This window comes from Pseudomonas sp. dw_612 (genome assembly GCF_018449725.1).
Taxonomy (GTDB): Bacteria; Pseudomonadota; Gammaproteobacteria; order Pseudomonadales; family Pseudomonadaceae; genus Aquipseudomonas.
The window spans coordinates 1-9,198 of record NZ_JAAVVC010000045.1 but is presented as its reverse complement, the minus strand read 5'-3'; the positions used below and the strand labels follow the sequence as shown (position 1 = coordinate 9,198).

Genomic DNA, 9,198 nt, shown 5'->3' with positions numbered 1-9,198 from the left:
CCGCATCAAAGCCATGGGCCAAAAAATGTTGCCCGAAGTCATGCAGCAATGGTCCGAACCGCTGCCCAAGGCGCAATGGGCCAAACCAAGTGAAGACTTGCTCAGGATGAGCGAACAGGTTCGCCGACTGCATAAACGTCAGCCAGGACGGACCATCACCGAGATTTTTGCCGAGGTGCAGCGGTTGAATCTGGCGGATAAACGTCGCGCATGAACTCGGGGCTACTGCCGGTGTGGCGAAGCGATATCCTCCTTCGCCACAGGTTTACTGTTGCTCGTTCTATCTCTACTTACTGATCTCAATCTTCCCTCCCGCATCCGGGTCGTACAAATCCGGAATCTCATACCTGTACTTCTTCAACCAACGCTGCATCGCCTCTTCCCGCTCCGCCGCGCTGGCGGTTTGCGGGGTTTTGGACGCCATGGTGTTGCGGCTTTGCAGCACCAGCCAATTTTCGGTTTCCTGCTGTTGCGCCGATGACGGGCCGGCGTCGATGGCCATCGCGCTCAGGGGGAGTATCAACAGGCTCAAGCCGAATAGTTTCATCATCGCCAACTCCTATTTAACCGACATCGGTTGGGCATCCGTCACCGTCGCCACTTGATCACCCACCGCCGCTTTACCCTTGCCCGGCTGCTTGAGTTTCTCCGCTCGGGTCTGGGCATCGGTGAATTGCTCCGGCGTCAGGTGCGAGCGGCTGACCACTTCCGCGGCCTGCTGCCAGTTGTTCTGATACAGCAGCAACGTCACCAGATTCGCCGCCGCCAGCGTGTCGTGCTGCTTGAGTTCGATGGCGGTAAGGAATTCGAAGCGTGCGTCTTCGAGGCGCAACTGATTGAGGTAAACCACGCCCAAATCATTGCGGATTTTCTCGTCAGTCGGCGCCAGACGCGCGGCCCGTTGCAAGTGAGCCTGGGCCTGGCCGTAGTCGCCCTTTGCGGCGAACAACTGGCCCAGCCCTTGTTCGGCGTCGGCTTGCAAACAAGTGCCCAGCAGGCTGCGATACAACGGTTCCGCCTCGCTGCGCCCCAGCAAGCGATAGACCTTGGCCTTACGCAAACGCACTTCGCTGAGGCTGTCGGGCAGGCTCTGCAGATTGGCCAGGCTGGCGTGCAGTTTGCCGTCGCTGGCCAGATCATCGGCCAGATTGAGGGCCAGCTCCTGATCGGAACTCAACTTGCTGCAACTGGCCGGCGACATCATCGCCGACCACGGCGCCTGGCCGTCGGTGGCGCACCCGGCGAGCATCAGCAGGCTCACTACAGCGATCAATGCTTTCATCTCAGTCCCTCAAAAAGGTGCGCTACTCAATTGGAAAACGCCCGGGTAATCGCGGTAAACCCGGGTCCGGCCAGGACGATCAACAGGGCTGGAAACAGGAACAGCATCATCACCACGGACATCTTGGCCGACATTTTCGAAATGTATTCTTGCAGCCGCGTCAGACGCCGATCGTCGAGCAGTTGCTTGAGCGCCAGCAGGGATTTCATCGCGCCGCCGCCCTGATGAATCAGTTGTTCGAGGATCACGCAGGTGTCGCTGAATTCATCCACCGCCAGCATCACGGCGGCTTTGTGCAGCTCCTGGCTGAGCTCCAGTCCGGAGTCGACGCGGGTCAGGATCAGGCGCAATTCGCTGGTCAGTTCCGGCAACAGTTTTTGCGCCTCGGTGCTGAGTACCCGCAGGGCTTGTTCGACCGCCATGCCCGATTCGAAGAGGATGCGCAGCAGCGGGATGAAGGTGGAAATTTCCACGGCGATGGTTTGCTGCCGACGTGCAGCGACGTAGGCCAGCAGGCGTTTGGGCAGCAAGTAGCCGAGGCCGGCGCCGAACATCGGCAGCAGCCAGCCGTTGGCGGCGAGGGGGAAGAATATTTCTTTCAAGAACAGCCCCAGCCCCAACAGCAACAACGGCGTGCCGATCTGACACGCCGCATACACCGCGCGCTCGTTGGCGCGACGCCAGCCCAGGCGGCTGAGCAGGGTCTGGGTTTCGCTGTCGATACTGACCGAACGCTGGCCAAACTTGCTGTTGCCGAGCACCCGCAGCCAACTGCCGAAACGGTTTTCCCGCACCAGTTGCCCTTGCAAGCGTTGGGTCACCTGGCGCACCCGCCGACGTTCTTGCAGCACGTGGTTGGCCACCAGCAACAAAGCCCCGAGAAACAGCATCAGACTCGCGAGCAAGACCATGTCAGACACTCCGCAACATGCGCCACAGCGCCAGGCAGCCAAACACCTGCAGGACCACCGCGATCATCAGCATGGTCTGGCCGCCCGAGTCGTGCCACATGCCGAGCATGTAGCCGGGATTGGTCAGCATGAAGTAACTCACCAGAATCATCGGCAACGAACCCAGCACCCACGCCGTCATGCGCGTTTCACCGGTCATGGCTCGCAGTTGCCGGGCGCCCTGGTCGCGTTCGCGAATCAGTTTGATCAGGTTCTCCAGCAACTCGCTGGCGTTGCCGCCGTAGCGATGATTGACCTTCAGGCCGAGGGCAAACATGCGCAGTTCGTCCTGTTCATAGAGCTCGGCGAAATCGCTGACGGCATCCGGCAGATTCACCCCGAGTTGCACGTTGCGCTGCACCCGGCCCATGGCACGTTTCAGCGGATCGTCACTGGCCTCGATCCCGCCCATGACCGCGTCGGCCAGGGTTCGTCCGGATTTCAGGCTGCGCACGGTGTGATCCAGCAACTGCGGCAATTGTTCGATCATGCGTGTGACGCGGCGTCGATACAGCCATGAAATGTACAACCGCAGCACCAGTGGCGGCGCGAGCAAAAGGGTCAGCACACCGACCCACTCGGCGGCCAGATAACCGAGCAGCATCGCCACGCCCCACAGCGTCAGCCACAGCCCCAGACGTTCGGTGGGACGACCCAGGCCTGCGCGCAAAAACATGCGTTCAAGACCGACCCAGGTGGCTTTTTCAGCGACCCGTTGCGGCTGCCCTTGGGCCAGTCGACTGAGCACCCGTTCGTTGCCGGTCTTGCGGATCCCGTGCAGAAACAGCCACACCGAGAGCCCGAGCAGGATCACGCAAATCAGGCTGAGAATGAGCGGGACGATCATGCCGAATGCTCCATCAAATCATCCGAGGCTCAACTCGTGCCGCAGCTTGTCACCCGCCGGGTTGACCGCTTCGCGCAGGAAACCGATGCCGGTGCGTCGGTCGAGGCGGAACAGGGTGTTGGTGACATACACGTCCTCGCGCACGCCGACCACTTCCACCACTTCGCTGACACAGCGCCGGCCATCGGGCATGCGCGTCAGTTGAATGATCACGTCGAGTGCGGCGCAGATCATCTGGCGTAGTGTGCGTTCCGCCACGGTGCGCCCGGTCAGGCCGACCAGGGTTTCCAGGCGCAGCAACGCGTCCTGGGCGTTGTTGGCGTGCACGGTGCTCATCGAACCGTCGTGGCCGGTGTTCATCGCGGTGAGCACATCGAGCACTTCGACGCCGCGAATCTCGCCGAGGATGATCCGGTCCGGACGCATCCGCAGGGCGTTGCGAATCAGGTCGCTGGCCTTCACCTCGCCGTGGCCCTCGGCATTCGGCGGCCGGGTTTCCAGACGCACCACATGGGGATGACCGAGTTGCAATTCGGCCACGTCTTCGATGGTCACCAGCCGTTCGTGGGGGTTGATCAACTGGCTGAGAATATTCAGCAGCGTGGTTTTGCCGGTGCCGGTGCCGCCGCTGATCAGGATGTTGCAGCGCTTGCCGACGGCGTTTTGAAAGAACTCGAAAATCGATTGATCGATGGTTTGCATTGCCACCAGGTCGCTGCTTTTGAGCATGTCCTTGCGAAATTTACGAATCGACAGACACGGGCCGTCCAACGCAATCGGCGGGATGATCGCGTTGACCCGGCTGCCATCGGGCATGCGCGCATCGACCATCGGCGACGACTCATCGAGCCGCCGCCCCAGTGGTGCGAGAATCCGCTGCATGACCCGCTCCACATGGTGCGCATCGATAAACCGCAGGTCGCTGAGGTGCAGCACACCGTCGCGTTCGATGAACACCCGGTGCGGACCGTTGACCAAAATTTCCGTGACGGCGGGATCGCGCAACAGGACTTCCAGTGGACCGAAACCGGTGAGTTCGTCGACGATTTCCTCGGCCAGTCGCTCCATTTCATAACGGGAAATCGCCAGGTGCAGGCGGGCAATGTATTCGGCGACTTTGTCGGTAACGAACTGCGACAGCAGTGGCCGCGAACCTTCCAGCAGGTTTTTCCCGGACTCTTCGATGGCGTCGATGATGTAGCGGTGCAGCACCAGTTTCAGGCCTTCATGGTCGGTGTTGCCGGCGGTGCTGCGCTGGGGCGCGCCGAAGAGTTTTTCGCTGCTCATTGCGCGCCCCTCAAGCGGTCGAACCAACCGGCCCTGGGTTTGGCCAGGCCTTCGGAACGCTTGGCCAGGCGTTCACCGAGGGCGCGCAGGCTTTGCGTGAGTTTTTCCCGAGGCGCCAGCTCGAACAGGGTGATGCCTTGGTTTTTGGCGTTCAGCCGCACTTCCGGGCTGTAGGCCAGCACCGCGATGACTTCCAGGTTGAAGGTCTTGCCGAGGGTTTCCGAGTCGGGGGCGACATGGCCCAGATAGCGATCGACCAACAGGCGCCCGTGGTCGAGCTTCATGCCTTTTTCCCGCCACAGGTTGAGCACCGCCAGGTTGCGCCGGCAGTCGAGGACGTTCTGGTCGCTGTACCACAGCAACTTGTCGCAGTGGCTGACAAAGGTGCGCAGGGCTTCGCTGTCCGGTTGGCCGGTGAGGTTCACCACGATGTGCTGGAAGTGTTGGCGCAAGGCGCTGAGCAACATGTACAGCTCGGCGGCGCTGGTGCTTTCCAGCGGCGCGTCGTTGCTGGAGTAGGCGAGAATCCGCAGCCCGGCTTCGGCGCTGGTGAAGGCGCTGTCGATCAGCGTCGTGTCGAGGCGGCGCAGGTGCCGCAACGCGTCGCCGAAGTGAAACGAACTCTCCAGTCCCAGCAACGCCAGGCTGTCGCCACGGGGCAGGCCGAGGTCGAGCAGCAAGGTTTGTTGCCCGCTCTTTTGCACCACCAGCGCCAGGTGATTGGCCAACAGGGCGCCGTCGGCATTGCTTTGGGTGCCATACAACACGGTGAGGCCGCCCAGTAGCGTATTCGGCGCTACGGTGGGCAGGCGTTTGCTCAGGCGCCGTACCAGGCCGGCGACTTCGCTGGACCGCGAGCCATAGGCGACGAAATCCCGCGCGCCGGCGCGCATGGCGTTGAGCACCAATTGGTTGTCCATGCCGTCACCGAGGGCGACGATGGCCAGCATCGGTTTGGCTTCCAGGGCGCCTTCGATCAGCGCGCTCTGGGCCACCACGTGTTCGCGGTCGAGGCCGACGAACACCAGGCTGGCAAAGGTCACGTCCACCAGTGCCAGCAACTCGTCAAGGCTGCCACCGCCCGCGCTGACCACTTGGCCGAGGGGCGCGAGGGCGCCTTGCAGCCATTCCAGGTCAGTGCTGTTGCGGGTGATGGCGAGAAAGGTCTGGCTCAGGTTCTGGCTCATTGCGACAGTCCGCTGCGTTTGTCGAAGTTGCCGTTTTCCAGGAAAAACATGCGATAGAAATTCGGGTCGTAGTTGCGCAGTTTTTCCCCCGGCAACGACGGCAGTTGTGCGTCGGCGGCCAAGGGTTGAACCAGGTGCGGGGTGACGATCATCAGCAGCTCCCGTTCTTCGCGGTTGATCTGTGAACTGCGGAAAAATGCGCCGAGCACCGGGATGTCGCCGAGCCCCGGAAACTTGTTCACCTGCGAACTGTTGGTCGTGCTGATCAAGCCACTGATGACGAAACTTTCACCGTCGGCGAGGGAAATACTGGTGTCGGTGCGGCGAATGGTCAGCGCCGGCACGGTGGTGCCGGCGATGTTCACGGCGTTGCTGAAATCCAGTTCGCTGACTTCCGGCGCAACCTTCAGGGCGATGCGGTTGCGGCCGATGATGGTCGGCGTCAGGGTCAGGCGGATACCGAATTCCTTGTATTCGATGGACACGTTATCGCTGCCGGCACTCGGCACCGGGATCGGGATTTCGCCGCCAGCGAGAAAGCTTGCGCTCTGCCCACTGAGTGCCACCAGGCTCGGCCGCGCCAGGGTGTAGGCAAAACCGCTGCCCTCCAGCGCGTTGATGATCATCATGGTTTTGCCGCCGATCCAGGAGAAGTTAAACAGGCTGTTATCCACCGGCAGCCTGGGCGTCGGGACACCGTCGATGGGCGGCAAGGTGCCGGGAGAGCCGAACAGGAAATTGCCCCGGGTGCCGATCAATGAGGCGGTGGCTTCCTTGAGTTTGGTGCGGCTGACTTCGACGAAACGGATATCGGTTTGCACCTGCGACGGCAGCGATGGATCGTCGGAGGGCAGCAGCGCGTCGCCGGTCAGGGCGGCGGTGGCGCGGCCCTGAACGAACACCATGCTCTGGCGCGGCTCGCTGGCGCACGCGGTCCAGATCATCAGGCTGGTAGCGCCGGGGGCCATGCCGGTCAGCAGAAACGAACTGCTGCCATTGGGATGCACGTCGGCAATTTTTGGATCGCCGATGGCCAGGCGAGTGATTGCCACCGGCGATTGCAGATCCTGTTGCAGCCCTTCGCCGATCTCGATCACCGGCGGCAAACGCCCCAGCGCGGCGCAATTGCCGGTCACCGCCAAGGCACTTTCCATGGGTAGCGCCAGCAGCATCAAGGCCCAGATCACCGGTTTGAATATCGGCATGGAACGACTCTGCATACAGCGGCATCCTTGATCAGTCATGGGGTTTGTTGCGTGAGCTGATTGCCGCGAATCACTTCGATGGCGGACCGGGTTGCCCCACCATGGCCACCACTGGCCGGGCCTTTGGGCGCGGCGCCGAGGGCCAGTTGCGTGAACTGGAAGAGTTGACTGTTGGCGCTGTCGAGCTTGCCCGGCGCTGTGTTTTCGCCGGCCCAGTATTTGGCCAGGCGCTGCTCTTCACTGCTGCGCACTGCCAGACGCAAGGTGCCGACCTGGGTCGCCAGCATCAGTCGGCTCAAGAGTTGTTCGGGCACCGCCAGCACCACGGTGCGCGCGGCGAGGCGGCGTTGATCCTGTTTGAGTTTGTCGTCGGCGCTCAGGGCCGGTGAGGCCGATTGGCCGTCGTTGGTCAGGCCGTATTGATCGCCCACACCGAGCACGCGCATCGCAGGCACGACGATCTGCGCCGACTGCTGCACGTTGCTGGTGTCCTGGCGCAGAAACAGCAGCACATCCACGTAGTCGCCCGGGACCAGTTGCCCGGCGGCGCCGATCACTTCGTCCACCGCCACGGCGAGCGCCCGTTCGTTGCCGCGAATCATCCGCGCCAACGTGCCGCCGCTCTCGAAGCTGTCATCGCTCAGCCAGGTGCCGGCGCTGAGGTGACGCCAAGGCGTACGGCCGATGGCCTGGTCCAGATTGTTCAGGCTGCCGGCGGGTGGGTTGCGGAGTTTTTCCACGCTCAGGTCAGCGGCGGTCAGCGGGGTGAATGGGGGCACGTCATGGGTCAGCACGACCACCGGTTGACGGGTCTGGTCTTCGGCGGCGGCAACGGTTTTTTCCACGCTCACGGCGGTGGTCGGCGGGGCGATTGGCGCAGCGACAGGAACCGGCTGGCGACTGAGCATCAAGCCCCAGTAACCGACAAAAATCGCGCCGAGTAAAAGTAAGCCGGCAAGGCCCATGGTGACGCGACTGTTCATGACGGCCCTCCCTTTCCTGCTGCATGAACAACCCGCATTTCCTGACGGGGGCGTTTTCGCAATCAGGCAGCTATGAACATGCAACTATTTCGCTATTTGCACGCTAGTCGATCTAAAGCAAAACGCCATTAGGGGCCTGAAAATAACTGTCCAAAGTCTGAAAAATGGCCAAACAAGCGCTGATTTCCAGCGGCGGGTTTAGCCTCATACTTTGTGATTAATCCGTTGTTACAGTTGTTGGCCGCAGGTTTGTTGTCAATGCTCTGATGGCACAGTGAAACCCTGTCGCAGTACCGTTTCGTCGGCGCCAGAGGCGCGAAGGAGTAGACGTATGATTCTCGAATATCTGTTGCTCAGAGCCCGGTTGTTTTTCAAAAGCACCGAAGGTGCATCGGCGATCGAGTACGCGATTGTGGTGGCCATGGTGGCGGTGGTGGTTGTGGTGTTTGTGTCGCCGATCAGCACCAAAGTCCTGAACATCTTCAACGCGGTCCTGACATCGCTGGGTGGCACGGCGGTCGTCAAACCTGTGGTGCCTTAGTCGAGGTTTTGGATTGACGTTGACTGAGTGCCTGCGGCACAAAGGAGAATTCCATGCTCTTTGAATACCTGGTGCTGCGGGCACGTCTGTTCCTGAATAACACCGAAGCCGCATCGGCCATCGAGTACGCGATTGTGGTGGCGATGGTCGCGGTGGTGGTCGTGGTGTTTGTCACTCCGGTGGGCGCCAAGGTCCTGGCGATCTTCAACAGTTTGCTGGTGGCCTTGGGCGGAACGGCCCAGACCGCGCCGGTGCAAACCCCCTGAGCACGGCGAACCGCGCAGTGGGTGAATGACACGCTACACTCGGTTCTACATTCAGTTCTCAGGTGCTGCCCATGAACGCTTCCTCGCCGCCGCGCCAACAGTTGCTTCTGGTTGACGACGAAGAGGACGCGTTACTGGAACTGGCGGAATTGCTGGAGGGCGAGGGCTTCTGTTGCTTTACGGCCACCTCGGTCAAGCTCGCCTTGCATCACCTGACGCGTAACCCGGACATCGCCCTGGTGATCACGGACCTGCGCATGCCGGAGGAGAGCGGCATGTCGCTGATCAAGCGCCTGCGCGAACACACCTCACGCCAGCATCTGCCGGTGATCGTCACGTCCGGGCATGCGGACATGGAGGACGTCAGCGACATGCTGCGCTTGCAGGTGCTCGACCTGTTTCGCAAGCCCATCTATCACGTGCGGTTGCTGGAGACCTTGAACAATCTGTTTCCGCAGCCTGTGGTGATTGGTGGGTGAGTTTCCAATTTTGTGTCGCTCTCTAAAGCCACCCCTCACCCCAACCCTCTCCCCAGAGGGGAGAGGGGGAAAGGGAGCAGATCTTCAAGCTTTTCAAAGCCTGAGTTCGACTCGGTTTTTCAGGTCGATGTAGCGCGAAAGAACACGGTTTTTCAGGTCGATGTAGCTCGC

Annotated in this window: 11 protein-coding genes and 1 pseudogene; 4 read left to right on the top strand and 8 right to left on the bottom strand. The window is 61.3% G+C overall.

The annotated features are described in order from the left end of the window. Window positions 1-214: pseudogene (locus HB680_RS32285) on the top strand (hypothetical protein); the annotation flags it as partial. Window positions 215-286: 72 nt separating this feature from the next. Here HB680_RS32285 and HB680_RS32280 read toward each other — a convergent pair. From HB680_RS32280 to cpaB, 8 genes are read right to left on the bottom strand one after another with little or no spacing between them, the layout of a single operon-like run. After that, window positions 287-550 carry a DUF3613 domain-containing protein gene (locus tag HB680_RS32280; RefSeq protein ID WP_213942303.1) on the bottom strand — a complete coding sequence of 88 codons (264 nt, stop codon included), beginning with the start codon at window positions 548-550 and terminating at the stop codon, window positions 287-289. A gap of 9 nt (window positions 551-559) precedes the next feature. Further along, window positions 560-1,282: a tetratricopeptide repeat protein gene (locus HB680_RS32275; RefSeq protein WP_213942302.1), complete on the bottom strand. Its 723-nt coding sequence runs from the start codon at window positions 1,280-1,282 to the stop codon at window positions 560-562. 26 nt (window positions 1,283-1,308) lie between these two features. Further along, window positions 1,309-2,193, bottom strand: coding sequence for a type II secretion system F family protein (locus HB680_RS32270; protein WP_213942301.1), 885 nt, complete (start codon window positions 2,191-2,193; stop codon window positions 1,309-1,311). Window position 2,194: 1 nt separating this feature from the next. Beyond that, window positions 2,195-3,079 carry a type II secretion system F family protein gene (locus HB680_RS32265; RefSeq protein ID WP_213942300.1) on the bottom strand — a complete coding sequence of 295 codons (885 nt, stop codon included), beginning with the start codon at window positions 3,077-3,079 and terminating at the stop codon, window positions 2,195-2,197. Window positions 3,080-3,097: 18 nt separating this feature from the next. Beyond that, window positions 3,098-4,366, bottom strand: a complete 1,269-nt coding sequence (locus tag HB680_RS32260) for a CpaF family protein (RefSeq protein WP_213942299.1) — start codon at window positions 4,364-4,366, stop codon at window positions 3,098-3,100. Next, window positions 4,363-5,553 (bottom strand): pilus assembly protein, encoded by a 1,191-nt coding sequence (locus HB680_RS32255; RefSeq protein WP_213942298.1) that lies wholly within the window; start codon window positions 5,551-5,553, stop codon window positions 4,363-4,365. The genes HB680_RS32260 and HB680_RS32255 overlap by 4 nt, the downstream gene beginning before the upstream one ends. Then, window positions 5,550-6,773: a type II and III secretion system protein family protein gene (locus tag HB680_RS32250; RefSeq protein WP_213942297.1), complete on the bottom strand. Its 1,224-nt coding sequence runs from the start codon at window positions 6,771-6,773 to the stop codon at window positions 5,550-5,552. The genes HB680_RS32255 and HB680_RS32250 overlap by 4 nt, the downstream gene beginning before the upstream one ends. Window positions 6,774-6,793: 20 nt before the next feature. Continuing rightward, entirely contained in the window at window positions 6,794-7,741 is a 948-nt protein-coding gene (gene cpaB / locus HB680_RS32245; protein ID WP_213942296.1) for a Flp pilus assembly protein CpaB, read from the bottom strand. Between the two features lie 331 nt (window positions 7,742-8,072). Here cpaB and HB680_RS32240 point away from each other — a divergent pair, with 331 nt between their 5' ends. From HB680_RS32240 to HB680_RS32230, 3 genes are all read left to right on the top strand, one after another. Beyond that, entirely contained in the window at window positions 8,073-8,282 is a 210-nt protein-coding gene (locus tag HB680_RS32240; protein WP_213942295.1) for a Flp family type IVb pilin, read from the top strand. A gap of 53 nt (window positions 8,283-8,335) precedes the next feature. Next, on the top strand, window positions 8,336-8,548 hold the full coding sequence (locus HB680_RS32235; RefSeq protein ID WP_213942294.1) for a Flp family type IVb pilin: 213 nt from the start codon (window positions 8,336-8,338) through the stop codon (window positions 8,546-8,548). 71 nt (window positions 8,549-8,619) lie between these two features. After that, window positions 8,620-9,027, top strand: coding sequence for a response regulator (locus HB680_RS32230; protein WP_213942293.1), 408 nt, complete (start codon window positions 8,620-8,622; stop codon window positions 9,025-9,027). Window positions 9,028-9,198 lie beyond the last annotated feature (171 nt).

Excerpts from the sequence above, each read along its gene's own strand:
- cpaB (WP_213942296.1), bottom strand. The coding sequence starts at position 7,741 with ATGAACAGTCGCGTCACCATGGGCCTTGCCGGCTTACTTTTACTCGGC.
- HB680_RS32240 (WP_213942295.1), top strand. The coding sequence starts at position 8,073 with ATGATTCTCGAATATCTGTTGCTCAGAGCCCGGTTGTTTTTCAAAAGC.
- HB680_RS32275 (WP_213942302.1), bottom strand. The coding sequence starts at position 1,282 with ATGAAAGCATTGATCGCTGTAGTGAGCCTGCTGATGCTCGCCGGGTGC.
- HB680_RS32230 (WP_213942293.1), top strand. The coding sequence starts at position 8,620 with ATGAACGCTTCCTCGCCGCCGCGCCAACAGTTGCTTCTGGTTGACGAC.
- HB680_RS32255 (WP_213942298.1), bottom strand. The coding sequence starts at position 5,553 with ATGAGCCAGAACCTGAGCCAGACCTTTCTCGCCATCACCCGCAACAGC.
- HB680_RS32235 (WP_213942294.1), top strand. The coding sequence starts at position 8,336 with ATGCTCTTTGAATACCTGGTGCTGCGGGCACGTCTGTTCCTGAATAAC.
- HB680_RS32260 (WP_213942299.1), bottom strand. The coding sequence starts at position 4,366 with ATGAGCAGCGAAAAACTCTTCGGCGCGCCCCAGCGCAGCACCGCCGGC.
- HB680_RS32270 (WP_213942301.1), bottom strand. The coding sequence starts at position 2,193 with ATGGTCTTGCTCGCGAGTCTGATGCTGTTTCTCGGGGCTTTGTTGCTG.
- HB680_RS32280 (WP_213942303.1), bottom strand. The coding sequence starts at position 550 with ATGATGAAACTATTCGGCTTGAGCCTGTTGATACTCCCCCTGAGCGCG.
- HB680_RS32250 (WP_213942297.1), bottom strand. The coding sequence starts at position 6,773 with ATGCAGAGTCGTTCCATGCCGATATTCAAACCGGTGATCTGGGCCTTG.
- HB680_RS32265 (WP_213942300.1), bottom strand. The coding sequence starts at position 3,079 with ATGATCGTCCCGCTCATTCTCAGCCTGATTTGCGTGATCCTGCTCGGG.